The organism is Microbacterium sp. LWO14-1.2, from assembly GCF_038397715.1.
Taxonomy (GTDB): Bacteria; Actinomycetota; Actinomycetes; order Actinomycetales; family Microbacteriaceae; genus Microbacterium.
Map to the genome: position 1 here is coordinate 2870401 of NZ_CP151633.1, position 23691 is coordinate 2894091.

Below are 23691 nucleotides of genomic sequence, written 5' to 3' on the forward strand. Positions count from 1 at the left end.
GTGGCGAAGCTCTACTTCCGCTACGGCGCGATGAACTCGGGCAAGTCCACCGCTCTGCTTCAGGCCGCGTACAACTACGAGGAGCGCGGCCAGCACGTGCTGCTGGCGAAGCCGGCGATCGACACGAAGGGCGCGTCCGAGATCTCCAGCCGACTGGGGATGACGCGCGAGGTCGACTTCCTGATCGGCCCGGACGACGACGCGCGTGCGCTGTTCGACGCGGAGCGCGATCGTGTGCGGAGTGCTGCCGAGGGTGAGCTGTTCCCGGAGGGCCCCGTCGATGTGGCGTGCCTCCTGATCGACGAGGCCCAGTTCCTCACCGCTCTGCAGGTCGACGATCTGTTCCGCATCGCGATCGAAGACGGCATCCCGGTCATCGCCTACGGCATCCGCAACGACTTCCTCACGCACGCGTTCCCCGGCTCCGCGCGCCTGCTGGCGATCGCGCACTCCCTCGAGGAGCTCAAGACCATCTGCCGCTGCGGCCGGAAGGCCGTCTTCAACGGACGAGTCATCGGCGGCCGGTTCGTGTTCTCCGGTGATCAGGTCGCCATCGACGAAGGCGCGGAGGGCGCAGTTGCGCCGGAGCTCACCACCTACGAGTCGCTGTGTGGCGCCTGCTACCTGCAGGAGTCCGGCGGACGCCTGGGCTGACAGCCCCTCGCTCTCGCCCGTCCGCGGCCGCGTGACGGGCTCCTCTTGCGTGGTCTGACCGCACTCGATACTGTGGTCAGACCACACGAGCGGAGGAGAGCGGATGTCGGAACAGCCCGCGCGCGCCTGGCGCCTCGTACTCGAGCACGTCGAGCGCGAGCTCCTCGATGCACGCCTCGGTCCGGGCGATCGGCTCGCCTCCGAGCGCGACCTGGCCACGGAGCTCGGCGTCGGGCGCTCCAGCGTCCGGGAGGCGCTGCGGGTGCTCGAGGTCATGGGGTTGATCCGCACGGCCACCGGTTCCGGGCCGCAATCCGGGGCCATCGTGATCGCGACGCCGACGGGTGGGATGTCGACGCTGCTGCGTCTGCAGGTCGCCGCGCAGGGGTTTCCGCTCGACGACGTGGTCCGGACCCGCTTGGTGCTGGAAGACGCCGTCGCCGCTGACCTCGCATCGCAATCCGCCCCGGCGCTCGACGAGGTCGGACGCGTGCTCGACGCGATGGACGCCCCCGGTCTCGCCCCCGCGGAGTTCCTCGCGCTGGATGCGCAACTGCACCTCGCCCTCGCCGAGGCGAGCGGCAACACGGTCGTCGCCGCGATGATGGCAGGTCTCCGCTCCGCGATCGAGTCGTACGTGCAGCAGGGCGCCGCGGCGATCCCCGACTGGGATGCCATGGCGGCCCGCCTGCGTTCCGAGCATCGCGCCATCGTCGCAGCCATCCATGCGGAGGACGCCGAGGGTGCCCGTTCGCTCGTCCGCGCCCATATCACCGGCTACTACAGCGCCACGGGGCTCACCCGCGGCATCCCGTCCATCGACTGAGAGGTCAGAGCATGGTCCAGCGCCAGCTTCCCAACCCCGCCGAGCTCCTCGAGCTCATGAAGTTCAAGAAGCCGCAGCTCGACGGCAAGAAGAGGCGGCTCGACGCGGCCCTCACGATCGCCGACCTGCGCACCATCGCGAAGCGGCGCACGCCCAAGGCCGCGTTCGACTACACCGACGGCGCCGCCGAGGGCGAGCTGTCGCTCCGACGTGCGCGGCAGGCCTTCCAGGACGTCGAGTTCCACCCCGGCATCCTGCGCCCTGCGCCGCGGGTCGACACGTCCGTCGAGATCCTCGGCGGCCCGTCGGCGCTGCCCTTCGGCATCGCGCCGACCGGATTCACGAGACTCATGCAGACCGAGGGCGAGGTCGCCGGCGCCGGAGCTGCGGCAGCCGCCGGCATCCCGTTCACGCTGTCGACCCTGGGCACGACCTCCATCGAGGGCGTGAAGGCCGCGAACCCGCACGGACGCAACTGGTTCCAGCTCTACGTCATGCGCGACCGCGAGATCTCGTATGAGCTCACACGTCGGGCGGCCGCCGCAGGGTTCGACACGCTGCAGTTCACGGTCGACACGCCCGTGGCCGGTGCGCGGCTGCGCGACAAGCGCAACGGCTTCAGCATCCCGCCGCAGCTGACCCTCGGCACGATCATCAACGCGATCCCTCGACCGTGGTGGTGGTACGACTTCCTCACGACGCCGAAGCTCGAGTTCGCCTCTCTCAGCACGACGGGCGGCACGGTGGGCGAGCTGTTGGACGCCGCGATGGACCCGACCATCAGCTACGACGACCTCGCCGTGATTCGCGACCTGTGGCCCGGCAAGATCGTCATCAAGGGCGTGCAGAACGTCGAGGACTCCGTGCGACTGCGCGACGCGGGCGTCGACGGCATCGTGCTGTCGAACCACGGCGGGCGCCAGCTCGACCGCGCGCCCATCCCGTTCCACCTGCTTCCCGGGGTCCGTCGAGCGGTCGGCGACGACTTCACGGTCATGGTCGACACGGGCATCATGAACGGCGCGGACATCGTCGCCTCGGTCGCCCTCGGTGCGGACTTCACCCTGATCGGGCGGGCCTACCTCTACGGCCTCATGGCCGGTGGCCGGGCAGGCGTGGATCGCACGATCGCCATCCTGCGCACCGAGATCGAGCGCACGATGCGGCTGCTGGGTGTCGCGTCGCTGGCGGAACTGGAGCCCTCGCAAGTGACGCAGCTGACGAGACTGGTGCCCGTCGCGAAGAGCGCGTCGGAGGCCGTCGCACGCTGAGCCGTTCTCAGGCTGCCGAGGGCTCGACGAGAGGTCGGGCCCTCGGCGGATTGCGGTGGGATCAGAGCGAAGCGAGGAGCTCGTCGAGCTTGTCTGCCGTGTCCTCCCACCCCTCGACGGGGATCGAGGGGACGCCGAGAGCGAGCACCGGGTAGTCGTTGCCGCCCTCGTCGAGCCTGTCGCCGTAGAAGAGCATGGAGGCGAGGGGGATGCCGGTCAGGTCGGCGAGACGCTGCATGCCGTAGGCCTTGTCGATGCCGGCTCGGGTGATGTCGATCGACGTCGATCCCCCCGAGCGGACCTCGAGTCCGGGGAGGCGCGCGGCGACGGCATCCCGCAGGGCCGCCCGCTTCGAGCCGTCGGGGTCCCAGACGTGCTTGGCATCGCGCGGAGCCTTCTGGCCCAGGGCGGAGAACGTGATCTGCGACCCGCGGTCCTCGAGGATGTCTCCCCACGGCTGCGGCTCCCAGAGGCCGAGGCGCTCGGCCTCCTCCCGCAGCGCGGTCAGGGCGGCATCCTTCTCCTCCGCGCTGAGATCGTGCGCGTACACGGGTGCGAAGTCGGCACCGTCATGGCGCAGGTACCGGGTGCCGCACGTGGGCAGCAGATGCAGGCGGGACAGGGCGTCGGCGTCGACCGTCGTGAGCTGCGCGACGACCTGAGAGCGGAACTGCTGCTCGTTGCCGCCGGAGATGATCGCGACATCGCCGCGATGCAGCAGGGCGATGAGCAGCGCGGCGATGCGGTCGCTGATGACTCCCTTGGAGGGGGCGAGGGTGTCGTCGAGGTCGAAGGCGACGAGAGCGGGCGCGGTCATGGTGCCTCCAGACTACGGGGCGGTCGGGTCGTGCTCGGTGCGAAGAGGAGGGTGCAGGCGATCGCGAGGAAGACCCCGATCAGCGCGCCGCCGGAGTTCGCGGCGATATCGCTCACCGTGGCCGCGCGATGGGGGAGGGCAAGCCGTTGTGCGACCTCGATGGCGACGGAGATCGCAGGTCCGAGCACGACGGCCACCGGCCAGACGCGACGCGGCACGAGGAGGAAGGCGAAGACGCCCACCGGAACGAAGACGAGCACATTGGCGAGGATCTCGAGGCGCGCGAAATCGAGCCAGTCCCAGCCCACCCGGTGTGCGGTCGACAGGACGAGGTCGAGGAGATTCGGCATCGATTCCTCGACGCGGGCCGGGGTGAGGGTCAGCAGTCCCAGCCCCACCAGGAAGGGGATGCCGAGCAGGATCGCGATCCCGCGGGTTGCGCGTCGAGGGGCAGGGAGCAGTGCGCTCATGCGATCCCCTTTCGCCGTGCGTGCTGATCATGCGGTGCCGCGATACAGAGAAGGCCGCCCGTGAGGGCGGCCTTCCGATGTCACTGGTCGGGGTGACAGGATTTGAACCTGCGACCTCTTCGTCCCGAACGAAGCGCGCTACCAAGCTGCGCCACACCCCGTTTTGCAACCCTCCGATTCTACAGGGAAATCTCTCCCGCACCCAATCGGGGGGTCAGTCGCGCGCCGTCAGCGTGAGCAGCGTGGCCTCGGGGCGGCAGGCGAACCGCACGGGCGCGTAGATCGAGTGACCGCACCCGGCGCTGACGTTGAGCGGCACAGCGCGGCCGCCGTGCGCCCAGGTACTGAGTCCCTTCGCCTGCTTGAGCGGGATGTCGCAGTTCGCGACCAGCGCGCCGAAGCCGGGGAGACAGACCTGCCCCCCGTGCGTGTGGCCGCCGAGGATCGCGTCGGCGCCCAGGTCGACGAATGAGTTCAGCACTCGCTGATAGGGGGCATGCGTCACGCCCAGCACCGGTGCTCCCGGTTCGCGCGGCCCGAGGGAGTCGATGGCCGCGGGCAGTGCGTCGAGGTCGTCCCAGTCGCGGTGGGCGTCGTTCACGCCGAAGAGGTCCACCGCCCTGCCGTTCACCTCGATCCGGGCCGCGGCGTTGTTCAGCCCGACCCAGCCGAGCTCGTCGGTGAAGTATCGATCCATCGAGGCGGTGTCGAGGAGCGGCGAGGGCGTGCTGTTCTTCTTCGACGGGCCGGTGAAATACAGGAACGGGTTGCGAGGCGACGGCGCGTTCACGTCGTTCGACCCGTGCACGAAGACACCGGGGATGCCCGCGAGAGGATCGAACGCTCGGCGGATCCCGGCCAAGCCGTCGCGGTGGCCGAGGTTGTCGCCGGTGTTGACGATCAGGTCGGGATTCAACTGCGCGAGCGAGGCGAGCCAGTCCTGCTTCCGGTGCTGCCAGGGTGCCATATGCGCATCCGAGAGGTGCAGGACGCGGATCGGCGCGGAGCCCTGCGGCAGAGCGGACGCCGAAACCTCGCGCACGGTGAAGAGGTAGCGCTCGATCCCGAAGCCCCATACCGCGGCCGCGGCGCCAGCGGCCCCCACCGCGCCGAGCGCGATGAGGGCCGGGTTCGCCGTCGTTCGAGACGTCACTGGCAGGTGACCGTGATCGGCGTGGACTTGTTCGCAGCCGTGTTCGCCGCCGGCGTCGTGGCTGCGGCGGTCGCGTTTCCGGGGTTGCAGGAGTTGTCGAACGAGACCGAGCCGAAGCCCGCAGCGAAGAGCGTGCTTGCGGCTGCCGTCTTCGACTGTCCGGCGACATCGGGAACGGTCGCTCCCTGCCCGTTGCTGGGCGAGATCGTGACGGTCGCGCCGCTCGGGGCCTGGCCCTGCGGGTCCTGCGCGACGATGACGTCACCTGCCGGGCCGTCGACAGCGGGGCCGACGACGACCTGGAAGTCGGCGTTCTGCAGGGTTGCGGTCGCCGTCGCGGTATCCATGCCGACCACGTTCGGCACGTCCGTCAGCACCTGCTTGCTCAGGTTCGCGTCCGGCTGCGGGAAAGCATCGCCGCCGTAGAGGACGTTCGCCGAGCGCTGCATCGTTCGAGCGAGGCTGTAGCGCATCTCGTTGAGAGGCGTCCCACCCCAGGACTGACGCAGAATGCTCGCCTGGCCCTGCGAACGGCCGACCCAGACTGCCGTCGTGACCTTGGTGCTGGACTCGATCATCATGGTTCCCCAGGACTCGTGTGTTCCGGTCTTGCCGATCAGCGGCGTGCCGTCGCGAGTGTTGGCCCTCGCTCCCGTTCCGCCGTTCATGACGCCCTGCAGAGCGAAGGCTGCGGTGCTGGCGACTTCGGGCGAGATCACCTGGGAGCAGGATGAGGCGGGAATGGCGAGGTCGTTGCCTTCGGAGTCGACGACACGGTCGATCGCCTTCGGGGTGCAGTAGACACCGTTGTTGGCGACCGTCGCGTAGGCGCCGGCCATCGCGAGCGGCGAGATGTACTTCGGGCCGAGGATGTCGTACGGGGCGGGGGAATCGTCGGTGGTCTTGCCGCCGTTCGCGAGCGTCACGCCCATGCGGTCGGCCACGGCGTTGATCTTGCAGAGGTCGAGCTTCTCGGCCATCGCGAGGTAACCGCTGTTCAGCGAGTCGGCCGTGAACTTCATCACGGTGCCCGTGTACCCTCCCTGGTTTCCGAAGTTCTGGATCTTGGTGTTGTTCCGGATGCGGTCGTCGCCGCACTTGAAGTTCTGGAACACGCGATTGTTGCCGTTGAGGGTCTCGCGCACCGAGTGGCCCTCCTCGAGCCAGTCGATCAGCGTGAAGAGCTTGTAGGTGGATCCGACCGAGAAGCCGTTCGACCCTCCGTGCGCCTTGTCGGTCGCGAAGACGAGCGAGGTGTACGCCTGGTCGCCCTGGATCGTCTCGCTGAAGGTCGTGTTCTGCGTGATCGCGAGCACGCGCCCGGTCGTGGTCTCGAGCGAGACGCCCGCGGCTCCGAAGTACTGGTTGTCGTAGTTCCCCGGAACGGTGTCGAGCATCGCCTGCGCGCCGGCGTTCTGGATGTCGATGTTCATCGTCGAGTAGATCTTCAGCCCGCCCTGGCGCAGCAGATCGCGACGCGCCTCGGCGGTGTCGCCGAAGGCGGGGTCGTTCAGCACGACCGACTTCACGTACTCGCAGAAGTACGCGCTGCGCGCGATGTCGTTCGCGGCGACACAGCCCTGCGTGGGAGCCGTGATCGCCGGCGTGATCGGGGTCGCCTCCGCCTCGTCGTACTGCGCCTGCGTGATCTTGCCGTCCGTCAGCATGCGACCGAGCACGTAGTGCCGCCGCTCGAGCGTGTCGGCGTACCCGTCGGCCGCGGTGTTGTGGGCTACGCCGTCTTTGTCGGTCCAGGTGCCGTTCGGACGATCGATGCGGTATTGGTTCGGGTTCTGCACCATGCCGGCGATGGTCGCGGCCTGCGCGACGGTGAGGTTCGCGGCGGTGGTGGAGAAGTAGTAGTTCGCGGCGGACTCGATGCCATAGACAGTGCCGCCGAAGTTCGCGATGTTGAGGTACCCGAGGAGGATGTCGTTCTTCGAGTACTCCTTCTCGATCTGCAGCGCGTAACGCATCTCCTGGAGCTTGCGCTCGATGCCCTTCGAACCGGAGGCGTTGGTCGCGTCGAGCCAGCACTGCTGCAGGTCGTCGGCATACGTGCCGGACGCCGGGTCTGCATCCTGCTCGCACTCCTGGATGAGCACGTTCTTCACGTACTGCTGGGTGATGGTCGAGGCGCCTCGATCGCTGGTGCCGCGCAGGTTGTCGACGAGAGCCTTCGCCGTCGCTCCGACGTTGACGCCGCCGTGCGTGTAGTAGCCCTTGTCCTCGCTGGAGAGGACGGCGTCGAACACCACCGGGTTGATCTGCTCGAACGTCACGGGGACGCGGTTCTGCTCGTAGAACGACGCGAGTTCCACTGCGGAGCCGTCTGCTGCGGTCGCGTAGATCGTGGACTGCTCCATCGGAGCGGTCACGTCGAGGTTGGCGGGCAGGTCTTCGAAGATCGTGAGGGCCTGCGAACCGGCGATACCCGTCATGGCGAGGACGGGAGTGACGCTGGCCGTGACGAGGAGGCCGGCGACCGCGCTCAGGCCGACGAGTCCGAGGACCCCGCCGAGCGCACCCTTCACCGTGCGATTCTTTTGAGGCATACGCTGATCGTAGGGGACTTCCCTGAAAAACCACCTTCGACGCATCCGCGACCGGATGCCGCCAGACAGGAGAGCCATGACCACGTGGGAGTACCTCACCACGCCGCTGCTGATCCACAACACGGCCGCGATCCTCAACAACTGGGGCAAGCAGGGCTGGGAGCTCGTCCAGGTCGTGCAGGGACCCGAGGGCGGGCTCGTCGCCTACTTCAAGCGGCCGGTCACGTCTGACGCGGCAGGCAACTCCGGTCTCGCGGCTGCCGAGCAGGCATCGCGCCAGTTCGAGGGAGGAGCGGCATGAGCGTCTCCGCGCGTCTCGCGGAGCTCGGCATCGAGCTCCCGGCCGTCGCCGCACCCGTCGCGGCCTACGTCCCCGCGGTAGTCCGCGACGGGCTCGTCTACACGTCCGGCCAGCTCCCGTTCTCCGACGGCGTTCTGCCCGCCACGGGAAAGGTGGGCGCCGGGGTCGACGCCGACGACGCGAACGCCTTCGCCCGCACCTGCGCTCTGAACGCGCTCGCCGCCGCTGCGGATGCCGCGGGCGGCGTCGACCGGATCGCCGGCGTCCTGCGGGTCGGCGGGTTCGTGGCATCCGTCCCCGACTTCACCGGTCAGCCCGGCGTCATCAACGGTGCGAGCGTGGTGCTCGGAGAGATCTTCGGGGACGCGGGACGCCATGTCCGCGCGGCCGTCGGCGTGCCGGTGCTCCCGCTCGACAGCCCGGTCGAGGTCGAGGTCACCTTCATCCTGGCCTGACATCGCCGCATACGCAGAACGCCCCCTCCCGGTCGGGAGGGGGCGTTGTGCATCCGTCCTACTTGACCTGCGCCGAGATGATGCTCATCACCGCGGTGTCCGCGAGCGTCGTGGTGTCTCCGACCTCGCGACCCTCCGCGACATCGCGCAGCAGTCGCCGCATGATCTTCCCGGATCGGGTCTTCGGGAGCTCGCCGACGATGTAGACGTCGCGCGGTCGCGCGATCGCGCCGATCTGCTCGCCGACCCACAGACGCAGCTGCTGGGCGAGCCCGGCCGGATCGTGGGCCGACAGATAGCTCTCCTTGATGATGACGAACGCGACCACTGCCTGACCCGTGGTCTCGTCAGAGGCTCCCACCACGGCGGCTTCGGCGGTGGCCTCGTGCGCGACGAGCGAGCTCTCGATCTCCGCGGTCGACAGCCGGTGACCGGAGACGTTCATCACGTCGTCGACGCGGCCGAGCAGCCACAGATCGCCGTCGTCGTCGAGCCGCGCACCGTCGCCGGCGAAGTAGTAGCCCTGCTTCTCGAACTTCTCCCAGTACGTCTCCTTGTAGCGCTCCGGGTCGCCCCAGATGCCGCGGAGCATGCTCGGCCACGGCTCGGTGATCACGAGCAGGCCGCCGTTGCCGTTGCCCACCTCGGTGCCCGACTCGTCGACGACGTCGATCGAGATCCCGGGCAGCGGCACCTGGGCCGAGCCCGGCTTGGTCGCCGTCACGCCGGGGAGGGCGGACACCATGATCGCGCCGGTCTCGGTCTGCCACCACGTATCGACGATCGGGGTCTTGCCGGCTCCGATCACGTCGCGGTACCAGATCCAGGCCTCGGGGTTGATCGGCTCGCCCACCGAGCCCAGCAGTCGGAGCGACGAGAGGTCGAACTTCTGCGGGACGCTGCGGCCGATCTTCATGAAGGAGCGGATCGCCGTCGGCGCGGTGTAGAAGATCGACACCTTGTACTTCTCGATGATCTCCCACCAGCGCCCGGGGTGGGGGGAGTCCGGCGTGCCCTCGTAGATGACCTGGGTGGCGCCGTTCGCGAGCGGCCCGTAGGTCACGTAGCTGTGTCCGGTGATCCAGCCGATGTCGGCCGTGCACCAGTAGACGTCCGTCTCGGGGTGCAGGTCGAACACGTACTTGTGCGAGTACGCCGCCTGCGTGAGGTATCCGCCGGAGGTGTGCAGGATGCCCTTGGGCTTCCCGGTGGTGCCGGAGGTGTAGAGGATGAACAGCGGGTTCTCGGAGGGGAAGGACTGCGCGGTGTGCTCGGCGGATGCCGCTGGCACGGCGTCGTGCCACCAGATGTCGCGCCCTTCCTCCCAGTCGACCTCGTTCTCGCCGCGCTTGACGACGAGGACGTGCTCGACGGTCTGCTGCTCGCCGTCGCCGCGGTCGGACAGCGCCTGGTCGACCGCGGGCTTGAGGGCGGAGACACGCCCCTTGCGGTAGCCGCCGTCGGCCGTGATCACGAGCTTGGCTCCCGCGTCGTCGATGCGCGCGCGGAGGCTGTCCGCGCTGAAACCGCCGAAGACCACGGAGTGGATGGCGCCGACGCGGGCGACCGCCAGCATCGAGGCCACCGCCTCGGGGATCATCGGCAGGTAGATCGCGACGCGGTCGCCGTGTCCGACACCGAGTCCTTCGAGCACGTTGGCGACGCGCTTGACCTCATCGGTGAGCTCGGCGTATGTGATGGTGCGCGAGTCGCCCGGCTCGCCCTCCCAGTGCAGAGCGACGCGGTCGCCGTTGCCCGCCTCGACGTGGCGGTCGAGGCAGTTGTACGCGACGTTGAGCTCACCGTCGTCGAACCACTTCGCGAACGGCGGCGTCGACCAGTCGACGACCCGGGTGAACGGCGTGCTCCAGCTCAACAGCTCGCGGGACTGCTCGGCCCAGAACGTCTCGCGGTCTGCCGCGGCGCGCTCGTACAGCTCCGGCGACGACACCGACTGGGCGGCGAACTCCTCGGACGGCGGGAACTTGCGGGTCTCGTCGAGAAGATGATCGATCTGACTGCTCATCGGCAGGCGCTCCTTTGCGGCGTGCGGGTCGTGCGGGCGCGACCGAGCCGATGCTCGACCGCGTGAGGGCGAATCTAGTCTCGGCCGATGCCGCCGCATACTGCCGAAAGTCGGTATCCGACCCGGTTTTGTGAGGACGGTCGCCTTGCGTACACTCGACGACAGCCGAATTCTTCATTCCGGCCTTGGCGCGCCCGATTCCCCCGACAGGGCCGCCGTGGGCGGCATCTCATTCCCCCCGTGAGGTGCCGCCTTTCTCATGCGATCGCGTGCCGCACCGTCTCTGCACCGCAGAGGCTCCGGAGGGGTTGTGCACAGCCACCGCGGATGCGAGCGGACGTCGCGTCCACGGAGCGGTCGCGCTGTCTAGCGTCGAGCCATGAGCCAGGGATTCGTCATCGAGCCGCGCGACACGCGCGTCGACACGGGCGTCGGCGACGGCACGACGCGGATGCCGCTGGATCCGGCGTTCGGGCCGCTTGCGGAGTTCTGCGCCGATGAGGACATCACCGACATCTTCGTGAACGGTTCGTCGGGGTTGTTCGTCGACCGGGGGAGGGGGACGGAAGCCGTTCCCCGGTGGAGCGCCTCGGAGCGGGAGGTCCGCGACCTCGCAGTCGCCCTGGTCGGTCTCGGCGGGCGCCACCTCGACGACCAGGCGCCGTGCGTCGACGTGCGGCTGGCGTCCGGGATCCGCGTCCACGCGGTGCTCGCTCCCGTCTCCGCCTCCGGAACCGCGCTCTCCGTGCGCGTGCCGCGCGTCCGGGTCGCCGACCTCGATGCCCTCGCCGCTCTCGGATCGTTCGACGACAGGCAGCAGCGGTGGCTGCTCGGCCTCGTCAGGGATCGCGCGAACATCCTCATCTCCGGCGGCACGGGCACCGGCAAGACGACACTGCTGTCGGCGCTGCTGACCGCCGTGCCGGACGTCGAGCGGATCATCACGATCGAAGACGTGGCGGAGCTCGCTCCTCGTCATCCGCACCACGTGGCGCTCGAGGCGCGGCAGCCGAACCTCGAGGGCGCGGGTGGCATCAGTCTCGCGCGCCTCGTGCGGGAATCGCTCCGGATGCGGCCCGATCGCCTTATCGTCGGCGAATGCCGCGGCGAAGAGGTGCGCGAGCTGCTGAGCGCCTTGAACACCGGCCACGACGGTGGTGCGGGAACGCTCCACGCCTCGGGTCTCGGAGACGTGCCTGCTCGCCTGGAGGCCCTCGGTGCGCTCGCGGGGATGGATGCCACGGCCCTCGCACGACAGGCGGTCAGCGCCTTCGGGATGGTCCTGCACCTGCACAGGGATCCGGACGGGACGAGGCGCATAGACAAAGCAGGGGTGCTCGCGGTGGACGGCGATCGGCTCGCTATAGAAGAGGTGCGGCCGTGGTGAGGCTCTTCCGCCGGGGTGCGCCGCCGCGGAACTCGGATCCCGCGACGACCGTGCGGACACTCGCCGTGCTGCTGCAGGCCGGCGCCGTTCCGCTGGTCGCGTGGCGGCACATCGCGGACCTCGGAGACCCGCACGCGATGTCGATCGTCGACCGGGTCGATGCCGGAGAACCGCTCGTCTCCGCGATCGATGCGCAGGGCGGGGCCTGGCGCGATCTCGCTGCAGCGTGGGAGGTCGCCACGACCGTCGGCGCTCCGCTGGCCGAGGTGCTCCGGATGATCGCCGACACTCTGCGCGACGCCGCGGCGGCTGCCGACGACGTGCGGATCGCCCTGGCGGAACCCGCGGGCACCGCGCGACTGCTGCTGTGGATGCCGTTCGCGGGGCTCGTCCTCGGTTTCGCGCTCGGCTTCGATACCCTCGGCATCGTCACGACCAACCCCGTCGGGGCAGGATGCGTGGCGGCCGGGCTCGCGCTCGTGCTGGCCGCCCGCGTCTGGACGGCTCACCTGTTGAGGCTGGCGCGTCCGAGGCCGGGGACCCCGGGGATGCAGGCGGAACTGGTCGCTGTGGCGCTCTCCGGAGGAGCGTCCGTCGACCGCGCGCTCCGTCTCGTCGGCGACACGGGCGCGTCGCGGCTCGACGACGGACAGCGTCTCGAGGCCGTCCTCGACCTGTCCCGATCCGCCGGTGTGCCGGCCGTCGAGCTCCTGCGTGCGTCGGCGGCGCAGGATCGGCATTCCTCTCGCGTCGACGGCCGGCTGCGGGCGGCGCGGCTCTCGACCCGGCTCCTCATCCCTCTCGGCGTCTGCACGCTGCCCGCCTTCCTCCTGCTCGGCGTCGCCCCGCTGCTGCTCAGCGTGCTCGCCTCGACACCCCTGCCGTTCTGACCCCACCCACGAGAAGCCACAGAGAAAGAAACCCCGAGAAAGAGGAACACCATGACCACGATCCCGACCCTGACCACGATCCCGAGCCTGGCCACGATCCGTACCGAGAGCACGATCCCGCCCCTGACCCGTCGCCGCGCGGCATCGCTCTTCGGAGACGACAGCGGGGCGGCGACAGCCGAATACGCCATCACCACGATGGCGGCGGTCGCCTTCGCGGGCCTCCTCGTCGTCATCATGCGGTCCGGTGAGGTGCGCGGCATCCTCACCGACATCGTGCGCCGCGCGCTCACGGTCTCGTGATGCGTCAGCCGGGCGACGACCGCGGGTCGGTCGCCGCAGAACTCACCCTCGCGCTGCCCGCCGTGCTGCTGGCACTCCTGTTGGGGGCCGGAGCGCTCGGCGCGGCGTCGCGGCAGGTCGCGCTGCAGGATGCCGCGGCCGACGCCGCGCGGCTGCTCGGGCGGGGTGAGGACGAGGGGGCGGCAGCGGCGGCCGTCGCGCGTGCGGTGCCCGGCGCCGGTGTGGCGAGCCGCAGCGCCGGCGACGTCGTCTGCGTCACCGCGCACAGCGAGGTCGCGATCGCGACCGTCCGCCTCCCGCTCCGAGCGTCGAGCTGCGCCCTCGCAGGGGGCCTGTGATGGACGCGGTGGATCCTCCCGGCGGGAGGCGATGATGGCCGGGTCGGCCCTCGGAGCCGGGCTGCTGGTCGTCGCGGCCACCCTGTCGCTCGGACTGGCTGCCGTCGGCGGCGCCGCCGTCACCGCGCAGCGAGCCGCAGGGGCCGCTGACGCCGCGGCGCTCGCCGCAGCCGACGCCGCGAGCGGAGCCGTGATCGCGACCGAGGACCCGTGCGGGCTCGCCGCGCGCGTCGCGCAGGCATCCGGCGCGCAGGTCACGGGCTGCGCCCTGGCCGGACTCGTGGCGACCGTGCAGGTCCAGGCGGCGTACGCTGGACTCGCCGCCGTCTCCCGTGCCCGCGCCGGGCCACCCGAGGAGAGATGACGACGGCGCGAAGCGCGGTCCCGCGAGAACGCAGGTCGCCGCTGTGACGAACCCATCACGGCGGTGTGTATGGTGTGCTTCGGAGAAAGGATGCACCCTTGGCTCAAGGCAAGAAGCTGGTCATCGTCGAGTCCCCGACGAAGATGAGGTCTATTCAGGGGTACCTCGGTGACGGCTACGAGGTGCTCAGCTCGGTCGGTCACATCCGCGACCTCGCCGACAAGAAGGACATCCCCGCGGCCGACAAGCAGGCGTACGGGAAGTACTCGATCGACGTCGACAACGACTTCGACCCGTACTACGTCGTCTCCGACCGCAAGACCAAGACCGTCGCCGAGCTCAAGCGCGCGCTCAAGTCCGCCGACGAGCTCCTGCTCGCCACTGATGAGGACCGCGAAGGCGAGGCGATCGCCTGGCATCTGCTCGAGACCCTCAAGCCGAAGGTCCCGGTCAAGCGCATGGTGTTCCACGAGATCACCAAGGACGCGATCCAGGCCGCCGTCGGCAACACCCGCGAACTCGACACCGACCTCGTGGACGCCCAGGAGACCCGTCGCATCCTCGACCGCCTGTACGGCTGGGACGTCTCCCCGGTGCTCTGGTACAAGGTCAAGACCGGTCTCTCCGCCGGACGCGTGCAGTCCGCGGCGACCCGCATGATCGTCGAGCGCGAACGCGAGCGCATGGCCTTCGTATCCGCCGACTACTGGGACGTGGAGGCGCTCGCCTCGTCGAGCTCGGGGTTCCGGGTGCGGCTCGTCCGCGTCGACGGCGGTCAGCTCGCCCGAGGCACCGACTTCGACGACGCCGGAAAGCTCAAGAAGGCCGTCGTCGTCCTCGACGAGAAGAAGGCCGCAGCTCTCGCGCTCGCGGTCGACGCCGCCGGCGTGGGCACCGTCTCCAAGGTCGAGGCGAAGCCGGGTACCCGCAGCCCCTACGCGCCGTTCACCACCTCCACGATGCAGCAGGAGGCGGGACGGAAGCTCTCGATGAGCGCGAAGCAGGCGATGAGCGTCGCCCAGCGTCTCTACGAGAAGGGCTACATCACCTATATGCGCACCGACTCCACGGCGCTGAGCACCCAGGCGGTGCAGGCGGCGCGGAGCCAGGCGGTCGCGCTCTACGGCGACAGCGCCGTGCCGCTCAAGCCGCGCGTCTACAAGTCGAAGAGCAAGAACGCCCAGGAGGCGCACGAGGCCATCCGCCCCTCCGGCGAGACCTTCCGCACGCCGTCATCCGTGTCGTCCGAGCTCGATCGCGAGGAGTTCCGCCTCTACGACCTCATCTGGAAGCGCACGGTCGCGAGCCAGATGGCCGACGCGAAGTACGAGACCACGACCGTCACGATCGCTGTCGACACGTCGTCGGCGTCGGGCGTCGACGCGCAGAGCATCGAGTTCACGGCATCCGGCACCGTCTATACCTTCAAGGGCTTCCTCGAGGCGTACGAAGAAGGACGCGACGAGAAGCGCAACTCGCAGGACACCTCCGACGAGCAGTCGCTGCCCGTCGTCGCTGTCGGCGACGAACTCCGGATGACGGATGCCGAGGCGAAGGGTCACCGCACGACTCCGAAGCCCCGCTTCACCGAGGCGTCGCTCGTGAAGGCGCTCGAGGAGCACGGCATCGGCCGGCCCTCGACGTTCGCGAGCATCATCGGCACCGTGATCGATCGAGGCTACGCCACGAAGCGCGGACAGGCCCTCGTGCCGACCTGGCTCGCGTTCAGCGTCGTGCGGCTGCTCGAGGAGCACTTCGCCGACCTCATCGACTACGACTTCACCGCGGCCCTCGAAGACGACCTCGACGCCATCGCGCGCGGTGAGCAGAAGCGTGTGGAGTGGCTGCGCTCCTTCTACTACGGCTCCGACCAGCAGGTCGGTCTGCGCCAGGTCGTCGACAACCTCGGTGAGATCGACGCCCGAGCGCTCAACTCCACGCGGATCACCGACACGGCCACCCTCCGGTTTGGCAAGTACGGGCCCTACCTCGAGGTGGTCGACCCCGCGGCTCCCGACGAGAAGCCGCGCATCGTCAACGTCCCCGAGGACCTCGCACCGGACGAGCTCACCGCCGAGAAGGCGCAGGAGCTCATCGACGCGCCCGTCGCGGGCGACCGCGTTCTCGGCGTGAACCCCGAGAACGGCAAGGTCATCGTCGTCAAGGACGGTCGATTCGGACCCTACGTGCAGGAGAACGACCCGGTGTCTGACGACGCCGCTGTGGACGAGTCCACCGGTGAGGTCGTCGAGAAGCCGAAGCCCAAGCGCGGAGCGAAGAAGGACGCCGCCCCCAAGCCGCGCACCGGATCGCTCTTCCGCTCCATGTCGGTCGACACGATCGACCTCGACACCGCTCTGCAGCTGCTGAGCCTTCCGCGCGTCGTCGGCACCGACCCGGAATCCGGCGACGAGATCACCGCGCAGAACGGTCGTTACGGGCCCTACCTGAAGAAGGGCACCGACTCGCGCTCGCTGGAGAGCGAGTCGCAGATCTTCGAGGTCACGCTCGACCAGGCGCTCGAGATCTACAAGCAGCCCAAGTACGGAGCCGGAGCCCGCCGCGCATCGAGCGCGCTCGCCGAGTTCGAGGCCGACCCCGTGAGCGGCAAGCCCATCCGCATCCGCGACGGACGCTTCGGCGCCTACGTCACCGACGGCGAGACCAACGTCACGATCCCGCGGGGGCAGAAGCCGGAGGACATCACCTTCGAGATCGCGGTGCAGATGCTCGCCGACAAGCGTGCCAAGGGGCCCGCCCCCAAGCGGGGCGCACGAGGAGCCGCTGCGAAGAAGGCGCCGGCCAAGAAGCCCGCCGCGAAGAAGCCCGCTGCGAAGAAGGCGGCGACCAAGAAGCCGCAGACGGATGCCGAGAAGGCGGCCGCACGCTCGGCGGCGGCCAAGAAGGCCGCGGCGACCCGTGCGGCGAACGCCGCGAAGAAGCGCGCCGAGTGAGCGGACCGACCGAAGCGCGAGCCGGCTCATGACCTCGGACCGCGGTGTGTGGATCACGCTCGAAGGAGGCGACGGCTCGGGGAAGACGACGCAGGCCGATCTTCTCGCGGAGTGGTTGACGGGCACGGGGCGGACGGTCGTGCGCACCCGGGAACCGGGAGGCTCGGAGGTCGGCCAGCTCATCCGCGACATCGTGCTGCACCACCGCGGGGACATCGCTCCGCGTGCCGAGGCGCTTCTCTACGCCGCCGACCGCGCGCATCACGTCTCGACGGTCGTGCGTCCGGCCCTGGCGCGCGGCGAGGTCGTGCTGCAGGACCGGTATCTCGACTCCTCGGTCGCCTATCAGGGAGCGGGGCGTGTGCTCGACGCCGCCGAGATCCGGAACCTCTCCCTGTGGGCCGCCGAGGGAGCGCTGCCCGATCTGACGATCCTCCTCGACCTCGATCAGGACGAAGCCCGGAAGAGGCTGGACTCCGCCGACAAGCCGTTCGATCGTCTCGAAGCCGAGAAGAGCGAGTTCCACGGCCGTGTCCGCGAGGCGTTCCTCGCGCTGGCCGCCGACGAACCGGATCGGTTCCTGGTGCTGGACGCCGCCGCATCCCCCGAACGGATCGCCGACAGCATCCGCACGAGGGTCCAGAGCCTGCTGGACTGACGAGAGGGACCCCGACGCCCACGGACGTCGGTGCCGCCGATTAGGCTGAGTGCATGCCCCAGACCGTATCCCCTCCCTTCCCGTGGGGCGACGTCTGGGGGCAGGATGCCGCTGTCCAGACCCTCCGCGCTGCAGCGTCCGATCCCGCGGCGCTCTCGCACGCGTGGCTGATCACCGGGCCGCCCGGTTCCGGGCGCTCCACGCTCGCGTACGCGTTCGCCGCCGCTCTGGTCGCCGACAGTCCGGACGATGAGGCGACGATGCGGCAGGTCCTCGCCGGGACGCATCCCGACGTCACCGCGCTGCGCACCGACAAGGTCATCATCACGATCGCGGAGGCGAGGTCGCTCGTCGAGCGCTCGTACTTCGCCCCCTCGGCCGGGCGCTACCGCGTGATCGTGGTCGAGGATGCCGACCGCATGGTCGAGCGGACGTCCAACGTGCTGCTCAAGGCGCTCGAAGAGCCTCCCGAGCAGACGGTGTGGGTGCTCTGCGCGCCGAGCGAGGCGGACCTGCTTCCCACCATCCGATCGCGCGTGCGGTCGCTGCGACTCCGAGAGCCCGACGTCGCCGACGTGGCCCGCCTGATCACCCTCCGCACCGGCGTCGACGCGGCCGTCGCCGAACAGGCCGCGCGCCATGCGCAGCGGCACATCGGCATGGCCCAGAGGCTCGCCACCGACGATGCCGCGCGGCGTCGTCGCGACGAGACGCTGCGGTCGGTGATCGGGGTGCGCGGCGTCAACGACGCGGTCGAGGTCGCTGGGCGCATCATCCAGGCGGCGACCGACGACGCGAAGGCGCTGACGGCCGAGCGCGACGCTGCCGAGCGGGCCACTCTTCTGCGCACCGTGGGCATCGCCGAGGGGCAGCCCGTGCCGCCGGCGCTGCGGTCGCAGATCTCCGCGCTCGAAGACGAGCAGAAGAAGCGCGCGACCCGCAGCCTGCGCGACGGCATCGACCGCGTGCTCACCGATCTCCAGTCGCTGTTCCGAGACGTCGTCATGCTGCAGTTCGGGCGCGACGACGAGCTGATCAACAGCGAACTCCGCGACGAGCTCGCCGCACTCGCGTCCGCGTGGCCCGAGACGCGTACCCTTGTCGTACTTGACCACCTTGCCGAGACCCGCCAGTCGCTGGAGCGCAACGTCGCACCGCTGCTCGCCCTGGAGAGCTTGCTCGTGACCGTCACGAGCGGGAGGACACCGTGACCGACCGACAGACTTCTCGCCTCCGCCGCGTCCTCGCGACCGTCGCCGGCCTCGCCGTGGCATCCGTCGCGCTCTCCGGCTGCCTCTACGCCATGATCCCCGAGGGGGCGGAGCCCAAGCCCTCCGTCACCAACGAACCCGACACAGAGGGCGTCAGCGACGACCTGATGCCGTTCTACGGCCAGACCCTCACGTGGACCGAGTGCGGCACAGGCTTCGACTGCACCGACGTCACGGCGCCGCTCGACTGGGAGAACCCCGGAGACGGAGAGATCACGCTCTCGGTGGTCCGTCACCAGGCGACCGGAACCGCACAGGGGTCGCTGCTCACCAACCCCGGCGGCCCGGGTGCCAGCGGCGTCGATCTCATCCGCGACAGCCTCGACTTCGCCGTCGGCGCCGACCTGATCGAGAACTTCGACGTGATCGGCTTCGATCCGCGAGGGGTCGGGCAGTCGACCGCTGTGACCTGCTTCGACGCCGCGGGCATGGACGAGTACCTGTACTCGATCCCGACGGCTCCGCGCGGGAGCGCCGACTGGGAGGCCGAGCTGCTGGCTGCGCACAAGAAGTTCGCCGACGCGTGCGAGGCGAACAGCGGCGGCATCCTCCCGTTCGTCACGACGATCAACGCGGCGCGCGACATGGACCTGATCCGTGCCGTCCTCGGCGACAAGCAGCTGAACTACCTCGGGTACTCGTACGGCACGTTCCTCGGCGCCACCTACGCGAACCTGTACCCGGAGAAGGCCGGACGCCTCGTGCTCGACGGAGCGATCGATCCGGCGGTGTCCGGGCTCGATGTGGGGGCGACGCAGGCGCTGGGCTTCGAATCGGCGCTCCGCGCCTACATGCAGGACTGCCTCGACTCCGGCCAGTGCCCCTTCAACGGATCCGTCGACGAGGCGATGGCCGACCTCGGAGCCCTGCTCGCGAGCGTCGACGCGGTGCCGCTGAAGAACGGCGACGGACGGATGCTCGGCGCCGACGCTCTCATGACCGCCATCATCGCCGCCCTGTACTCGCAGGACAGCTGGACCTACCTCACGCAGGCGTTCGACGAAGCACTGCAGGGCGACCCCTCGACGGCGTTCCTGCTCGCCGACTTCTACAACGGACGTGAGAACGGCAGCTACCTCGACAATTCCTCCGAGGCCTTCCGCGCGTACAACTGCATGGACTACCCGGTCGAAGACGATCCGGCCGCCGAGGCCGCGACGTCGGCGAAGATCGCCGAGGGTGCGCCGACCATCGCTCCGTACTGGGACGGTCCCGACTCCTGCTCGGTCTGGCCGTACCCGCCGACCGGTACCCGCGGGGAGATCACCGCGGAGGGCGCGGGGCCAATCCTCGTGATCGGCACGACCAACGACCCCGCCACCCCCTACGAGTGGTCGGAGTCGCTCGCAGACCAGCTGTCCGAAGGTGTGCTGATCACCCGAGTGGGCGAGGGGCACACCGGATACAACAAGGGCAACACGTGCGTGGACGGCGCCGTCGAGGCGTTCCTGCTCGACGACACGGTGCCGGAAGACGGTCTGCGCTGCGAGTGATCGCGGCCTCGCGCCGGACGGCTCCGACCTCGATTCGCGGTGCGCGTCCGGAACGGGTAATATCGATGATCGCGCCGCTTTAGCTCAGTCGGCAGAGCATTTCACTCGTAATGAAAAGGTCGTCAGTTCGATTCTGACAAGCGGCTCCACCAGGCCCCGTGATGCGAAGAACATCACGGGGCCTTCTGGTATCCCCGAGAGGTCTCGCTCCGGCGTACCCTCGGAGCATGGGTAGAGCGCTTCTCATCGTCGACGTGCAGAACGACTTCACCGAGGGGGGTGCTCTGGCCGTCGAGGGAGGGGATGCCGTGGCATCCGCCGTCTCCGCATACCTCGACGCGCATGCCGGCGACTACGAGGTGATCGTGGCCTCGCGCGACTGGCATGACGCCGAGGGGGACAACGGCGGGCACTTCCACCCCGAGCCGGATTACGTCGACTCTTGGCCTGTGCACTGCGTCGCCGGCACGGAGGGAGCCGCGTACGACCCGCTCCTCGATACGGACGCCGTGACCCACCACGTGCACAAGGGGCAGGGCATCCCGGCGTACTCGATGTTCGAGGGCCACACCGAGAGCGGCGAGACGGTGGGTGACATCCTCACCGGGGCGGGCGTGCTCCAGGCCGACATCGTCGGGATCGCCACCGATCACTGCGTTCGCGCATCGGCTCTCGACGCGATCGCGCACGGCGTGCAGGTGCGGATCCTCACGGACCTCGTCGCGGGTGTCGCGCCGGAGCCGAGCCGAGCGGCGCTGGCCGAACTCGCGCACGCGGGCGCCGTGCTCGTCGAGAGCCGCGAGGCATGACCCGCAGTGTCCTGCTCCTGCGTGCCGTGAACGTCGGCGGTCGGGGCAAGGTGCCGATGGCGCGACTGCGCGAGGTGCTGGCGCCCGAACTGGGTGATGACGTCTCGACGTACATCGCGAGCGGCAACGTCATCTGCGAGACCCCGTCGGACCCGGATGCCGCATGCTCTCGCGTCCGTGCGCTCATCGCCGAGGAGTTCGACGTCGATACCTCCGTCATCCACCGCTCCCATGCCGAGCTCGCTGCGGCCGTGGAGGAGCACCCGTTCCCCGATGCGTCGGAGAAGATGCTCCATGCGATGTTCCTCGAGAGCGACGCGCGCGACGGGGCGGTGGAGGCGCTGACGGAGAGGCTCGTGCCGGGGGAGCGCGTCGCGCTGGTCGGGCGGGAACTGTGGGTGGACTACGGCGAGGGCGGCGTGCAGAACACGCGCCTCACGAAGGCCGTGCTCGACAGGGCGCTGGGTGTCGCCGGCACGGCTCGTAATCTGCGCACGGTCCGCACACTCCTGCAGCTTTCCGCGTGAGACGACCCTCGATCGTCACCCGTTCAGTTCGATGCTGACGGCCGACGGTGGCATGGCGCGGTGCGTCTGCAGGTCGACGCGACGCGTTCCGCAGTCGCTGCAGCGCACGTAGAGCACCACGCCCTCACTGGTCGTGTGCTGCGACTGGACGAGCCAGGCGTGCTCATGAGTGAGGGGGGTAGGGCAGGGGAGGGGCACCGTATGCAAGGAGGTCATGCCTCCAGCGTGATGTAATGGCCTTATGCATCTCAACCCTTACGGCGAGTACGCGGTCCTCCTGGCTGCCTCCCTGGCCAACGAGTGGCCCGCCGACCGCGCCGCGATCGAGGAGCGCACGCTGTCGATGGGCATGACGATGGTGTTCCCGCCGGAGTCCGACGATCACGAGCGCGTGCGCGAGGTGATCGACGACTGGCTCGAGATCGTCGATGAGGACGACCCCGCCGAGCGGGCGCGGATCCTGAACGACCAGATGGCCGAGGCGGCCGCGTATCCGCGGCTCACGAACCACGACGGCGAAGGGTGGCACCTGCACTACCGCGATGATGTGGCGTCGCTGCCGTTCGTCCTCCGTGCGATCATCACCGTCGGGACCTCACTGCATCTCGTGACCCGGGGCATGGATCGCCTCGGCCGATGCGAGGCGTCGCCGTGCACCAACGTGGTCGTCGACATCACCCGCAACGGTCGGCAGCGCTTCTGCTCGGTGCGGTGCGCGAACAGAGCGGCGGTCCGGCGTCACCGCGCTCGGGCGAGCGCCTGACACCGGACCGCCGGTCCGCAGAGGGGGAGATCAGGCCGTCTGGCCGGCGTGCTTGCCCTCGGCCACCTCTTCGACGAGCTTCGCGTTGAACGCGGGCAGGTCGTCGGGGGTGCGGCTGGAGACGAGGCCGCTGTCCACCACGACCTCCTCGTCGACCCAGGTGGCGCCGGCGTTGCGGAGGTCGGTGGCCAGGCTCGGATAGCTCGTGAGGGTGCGGCCGTCGACGACACCCGCCTCGATGAGGATCCAGGCGCCGTGGCAGATGACGGCGACGGGCTTATGCTGCTCGAAGAAGGTCCGAGCGAGGGCGATCGACGGCTTGTCGAGACGGAGGTGATCCGCGTTCACGACGCCGCCGGGAAGGACCAGGGCGTCGAACTCGTCGGCCTTCGCGGCATCCGCCGTTAGATCGACGTGCTGCACGTGCCCGTTCTTGCCGGTGATCTGCTGGCCCTCGGGAGCGATGAGGGTCGCACTCGCCCCCTCGGCCTGGACGGCCTCCCACGGGCTGGTCAGCTCGCTGTCCTCGAATCCATCGGTCGCGAGGAATGCCACGCGGCTGTCGGTCAGAGTCGCCATGATGCGTCCTTTCGTGGAGGTCTGGGTCCCCGGGTGAGGGACTCCTCGAGCCTCTCGCGAAGGGCGCGATACAAGGAAGGGGGTGGCCGGATCGCCAGGCGGATGCTACGGGCGCTCGCTCATGATGCGCGAGCGCCAGTTCGCGCCCATCCGCTCGTAGGTCACCACTGCGTGGCAATTGCGGCACCTCACGTCGCACTTGGCGATCTCGTCAATGAGTGCCTTCAGTCCGAAGCCGTTGCGAACCATGGCCATCACGGCATCCTTCTTCGCGGTCCCCGGGCGGTGGTCGAAGTCGAGGACCCGTACGTCCGAGACCCCGCAGTCCACGCACGGGTGCGAGAGCAGATGCGCTGCGACGACGTCCAGCGAGGCCGCGCGCTGAGCCTGGGTGCGTGCGCTGATGACGCGGAGATGGTGTTCGCGATTTCGCCGGTAGTAGCGGCGCGAAGACTCTCGATTGCACTCACGGCAGACCTCTTGAAGTCCGTCTGCGCGGGAGGACTTGCGATTGAACTCCGACGGAGACTTGTGCGCGCCACAGCTTCCGCAGCGGCGCAGCGGCGCAACAATTCCCGTCGGAGCTGCGATTCGTCGGTCGGTCATCTCGTCCTCGCTTCCGAGATGACCGTAGCGAAGGGGACCGACATCCGAGTCGGCGCGGTGGTGGGCCCTGTGGGGATCGAACCCACAACCCGCGGATTAACCTGCCACTTCGGCTTTCGCCGCCATCCTCTCGGATGTTCGTGGTCTGGACTGTCCCTTCACCGTGGCTTGCGCTGTAGGTGCCACCCGTCCAGTCTCTACACCTTCCGGACGAGGTCCGG

At 69.2% G+C, this 23691-nt stretch carries 25 protein-coding genes and 2 tRNA genes; 18 read left to right on the forward strand and 9 right to left on the reverse strand.

Annotated features, from left to right (window positions below; genetic code table 11):
- From MRBLWO14_RS13785 to MRBLWO14_RS13795, 3 genes are all read left to right on the forward strand, one after another.
- Positions 1–654: a thymidine kinase gene (locus MRBLWO14_RS13785; protein WP_341933697.1), complete on the forward strand. Its 654-nt coding sequence runs from the start codon at positions 1–3 to the stop codon at positions 652–654.
- A 103-nt stretch (positions 655–757) separates the two neighbouring features.
- Positions 758–1480: an FCD domain-containing protein gene (locus tag MRBLWO14_RS13790; RefSeq protein WP_341933698.1), complete on the forward strand. Its 723-nt coding sequence runs from the start codon at positions 758–760 to the stop codon at positions 1478–1480.
- Between the two features lie 11 nt (positions 1481–1491).
- Complete coding sequence (locus tag MRBLWO14_RS13795) at positions 1492–2751, forward strand: alpha-hydroxy acid oxidase (protein ID WP_341933699.1); 1260 nt, start codon at positions 1492–1494, stop codon at positions 2749–2751.
- A 61-nt stretch (positions 2752–2812) separates the two neighbouring features.
- On the opposite strand, the gene MRBLWO14_RS13800 is transcribed toward MRBLWO14_RS13795, so the two are convergent.
- The 5 genes from MRBLWO14_RS13800 to MRBLWO14_RS13820 form a co-directional block, all read right to left on the reverse strand.
- Positions 2813–3568: an HAD-IIB family hydrolase gene (locus MRBLWO14_RS13800; RefSeq protein ID WP_341933700.1), complete on the reverse strand. Its 756-nt coding sequence runs from the start codon at positions 3566–3568 to the stop codon at positions 2813–2815.
- The gene (locus MRBLWO14_RS13805; RefSeq protein ID WP_341933701.1) at positions 3565–4038 is read right to left on the reverse strand and encodes a VanZ family protein; all 474 of its coding nucleotides are present in this window, start codon (positions 4036–4038) and stop codon (positions 3565–3567) included. The genes MRBLWO14_RS13800 and MRBLWO14_RS13805 overlap by 4 nt, the downstream gene beginning before the upstream one ends.
- Positions 4039–4122: 84 nt before the next feature.
- A tRNA-Pro gene (locus tag MRBLWO14_RS13810) sits at positions 4123–4199 on the reverse strand.
- Positions 4200–4252: 53 nt separating this feature from the next.
- Positions 4253–5191 carry a metallophosphoesterase gene (locus MRBLWO14_RS13815; RefSeq protein WP_341933702.1) on the reverse strand — a complete coding sequence of 313 codons (939 nt, stop codon included), beginning with the start codon at positions 5189–5191 and terminating at the stop codon, positions 4253–4255.
- A complete protein-coding gene (locus tag MRBLWO14_RS13820) occupies positions 5188–7746 on the reverse strand; it encodes a transglycosylase domain-containing protein (protein WP_341933703.1) in 2559 nt (852 codons plus the stop codon). The genes MRBLWO14_RS13815 and MRBLWO14_RS13820 overlap by 4 nt, the downstream gene beginning before the upstream one ends.
- 76 nt (positions 7747–7822) lie before the next feature.
- Between MRBLWO14_RS13820 and MRBLWO14_RS13825 the strand changes: the two genes are divergently transcribed.
- Positions 7823–8047 (forward strand): hypothetical protein, encoded by a 225-nt coding sequence (locus tag MRBLWO14_RS13825; RefSeq protein WP_341933704.1) that lies wholly within the window; start codon positions 7823–7825, stop codon positions 8045–8047.
- Complete coding sequence (locus MRBLWO14_RS13830) at positions 8044–8502, forward strand: RidA family protein (RefSeq protein ID WP_341933705.1); 459 nt, start codon at positions 8044–8046, stop codon at positions 8500–8502. The genes MRBLWO14_RS13825 and MRBLWO14_RS13830 overlap by 4 nt, the downstream gene beginning before the upstream one ends.
- Positions 8503–8560: 58 nt before the next feature.
- Here MRBLWO14_RS13830 and acs read toward each other — a convergent pair whose 3' ends face one another.
- The gene (gene acs, locus MRBLWO14_RS13835) at positions 8561–10528 is read right to left on the reverse strand and encodes an acetate--CoA ligase (RefSeq protein WP_341933706.1); all 1968 of its coding nucleotides are present in this window, start codon (positions 10526–10528) and stop codon (positions 8561–8563) included.
- A 451-nt stretch (positions 10529–10979) separates the two neighbouring features.
- Here acs and MRBLWO14_RS13840 point away from each other — a divergent pair, with 451 nt between their 5' ends.
- The 12 genes from MRBLWO14_RS13840 to MRBLWO14_RS13895 all read left to right on the forward strand — a co-directional run bounded on the left by MRBLWO14_RS13840 (position 10980) and on the right by MRBLWO14_RS13895 (position 21522).
- The gene (locus MRBLWO14_RS13840; protein ID WP_341936203.1) at positions 10980–11915 is read left to right on the forward strand and encodes a TadA family conjugal transfer-associated ATPase; all 936 of its coding nucleotides are present in this window, start codon (positions 10980–10982) and stop codon (positions 11913–11915) included.
- Positions 11909–12805 (forward strand): type II secretion system F family protein, encoded by an 897-nt coding sequence (locus tag MRBLWO14_RS13845; protein ID WP_341933707.1) that lies wholly within the window; start codon positions 11909–11911, stop codon positions 12803–12805. Before MRBLWO14_RS13840 ends, MRBLWO14_RS13845 begins: the two co-directional genes overlap by 7 nt.
- 51 nt (positions 12806–12856) lie before the next feature.
- Positions 12857–13108, forward strand: a complete 252-nt coding sequence (locus tag MRBLWO14_RS13850) for a DUF4244 domain-containing protein (RefSeq protein WP_341933708.1) — start codon at positions 12857–12859, stop codon at positions 13106–13108.
- On the forward strand, positions 13108–13446 hold the full coding sequence (locus MRBLWO14_RS13855) for a TadE family type IV pilus minor pilin (RefSeq protein WP_341933709.1): 339 nt from the start codon (positions 13108–13110) through the stop codon (positions 13444–13446). The genes MRBLWO14_RS13850 and MRBLWO14_RS13855 overlap by 1 nt, the downstream gene beginning before the upstream one ends.
- 34 nt (positions 13447–13480) lie before the next feature.
- On the forward strand, positions 13481–13810 hold the full coding sequence (locus MRBLWO14_RS13860; RefSeq protein WP_341933710.1) for a helicase: 330 nt from the start codon (positions 13481–13483) through the stop codon (positions 13808–13810).
- Positions 13811–13908: 98 nt separating this feature from the next.
- On the forward strand, positions 13909–16764 hold the full coding sequence (topA, locus tag MRBLWO14_RS13865) for a type I DNA topoisomerase (RefSeq protein ID WP_341933711.1): 2856 nt from the start codon (positions 13909–13911) through the stop codon (positions 16762–16764).
- Positions 16765–16792: 28 nt separating this feature from the next.
- A complete protein-coding gene (gene tmk / locus MRBLWO14_RS13870; protein WP_341933712.1) occupies positions 16793–17422 on the forward strand; it encodes a dTMP kinase in 630 nt (209 codons plus the stop codon).
- A gap of 53 nt (positions 17423–17475) precedes the next feature.
- Entirely contained in the window at positions 17476–18633 is a 1158-nt protein-coding gene (locus MRBLWO14_RS13875; protein ID WP_341933713.1) for a DNA polymerase III subunit delta', read from the forward strand.
- Positions 18630–20186 (forward strand): alpha/beta hydrolase, encoded by a 1557-nt coding sequence (locus MRBLWO14_RS13880; protein WP_341933714.1) that lies wholly within the window; start codon positions 18630–18632, stop codon positions 20184–20186. The genes MRBLWO14_RS13875 and MRBLWO14_RS13880 overlap by 4 nt, the downstream gene beginning before the upstream one ends.
- 73 nt (positions 20187–20259) lie before the next feature.
- Positions 20260–20335, forward strand: a tRNA-Thr gene (locus MRBLWO14_RS13885).
- 78 nt (positions 20336–20413) lie between these two features.
- Positions 20414–20995: an isochorismatase family protein gene (locus MRBLWO14_RS13890; RefSeq protein ID WP_341933715.1), complete on the forward strand. Its 582-nt coding sequence runs from the start codon at positions 20414–20416 to the stop codon at positions 20993–20995.
- Positions 20992–21522 (forward strand): DUF1697 domain-containing protein, encoded by a 531-nt coding sequence (locus tag MRBLWO14_RS13895; protein WP_341933716.1) that lies wholly within the window; start codon positions 20992–20994, stop codon positions 21520–21522. The genes MRBLWO14_RS13890 and MRBLWO14_RS13895 overlap by 4 nt, the downstream gene beginning before the upstream one ends.
- 15 nt (positions 21523–21537) lie before the next feature.
- Here MRBLWO14_RS13895 and MRBLWO14_RS13900 read toward each other — a convergent pair whose 3' ends face one another.
- On the reverse strand, positions 21538–21738 hold the full coding sequence (locus tag MRBLWO14_RS13900; RefSeq protein WP_341933717.1) for a hypothetical protein: 201 nt from the start codon (positions 21736–21738) through the stop codon (positions 21538–21540).
- Positions 21739–21763: 25 nt separating this feature from the next.
- Between MRBLWO14_RS13900 and MRBLWO14_RS13905 the strand changes: the two genes are divergently transcribed.
- Positions 21764–22285, forward strand: a complete 522-nt coding sequence (locus MRBLWO14_RS13905; protein ID WP_341933718.1) for a CGNR zinc finger domain-containing protein — start codon at positions 21764–21766, stop codon at positions 22283–22285.
- A gap of 30 nt (positions 22286–22315) precedes the next feature.
- Here MRBLWO14_RS13905 and MRBLWO14_RS13910 read toward each other — a convergent pair whose 3' ends face one another.
- On the reverse strand, positions 22316–22864 hold the full coding sequence (locus MRBLWO14_RS13910) for a type 1 glutamine amidotransferase domain-containing protein (RefSeq protein ID WP_341933719.1): 549 nt from the start codon (positions 22862–22864) through the stop codon (positions 22316–22318).
- 105 nt (positions 22865–22969) lie between these two features.
- A complete protein-coding gene (locus MRBLWO14_RS13915; protein ID WP_341933720.1) occupies positions 22970–23470 on the reverse strand; it encodes a hypothetical protein in 501 nt (166 codons plus the stop codon).
- Between the last annotated feature and the right edge of the window lie 221 nt (positions 23471–23691).